The following is a 420-nucleotide window of genomic DNA, read 5'->3' on the forward strand; positions in this document are numbered from 1 at the left end:
GACGGAAAGGATAAAGTTTGGTGAACTTAAAGACAAATTGAAGCCTTTGTAATGATAGCAAATAACGGAAGACTTTTCCAGGACCGCGTAAGGAAATCGTACCTGACTCAGCCAACCGTGAGCGTCCCTATAATAAACTCATTGGAATCAGAACTGGGTGTCAAGCTTCTGATGCGTACCACAAAGGAAGTTAATCTAACCAGAGCAGGGAAGTTATAGTTTACCTCTATGCCAAGGAGCTTTTGGAGGTATCTGATAAAATAACGAGGTCTGCGGACATCATAAGGAGAAGACGGTGGATAAACAGATTCTTATCTCCGCCTCATCTTCTGCCGGCACAGTATCTTCTTGCAGGCGTTCTCGCATCCTACAGTCGGCATTATCCCAACATACAGTTTGTAGTAAACGAATCAGACAGTG

General features: G+C 43.8%; 1 protein-coding gene. It reads left to right on the forward strand.

The window, feature by feature from the left end:
• Positions 1-36: 36 nt before the first annotated feature.
• The gene (locus MSI_RS15240) at positions 37-219 is read left to right on the forward strand and encodes a LysR family transcriptional regulator (RefSeq protein ID WP_369759202.1); all 183 of its coding nucleotides are present in this window, start codon (positions 37-39) and stop codon (positions 217-219) included.
• The last annotated feature ends 201 nt before the right edge of the window (positions 220-420 follow it).

It is taken from the genome of Treponema sp. JC4, from assembly GCF_000260795.1.
Classification (GTDB): Bacteria; Spirochaetota; Spirochaetia; order Treponematales; family Treponemataceae; genus Treponema_D.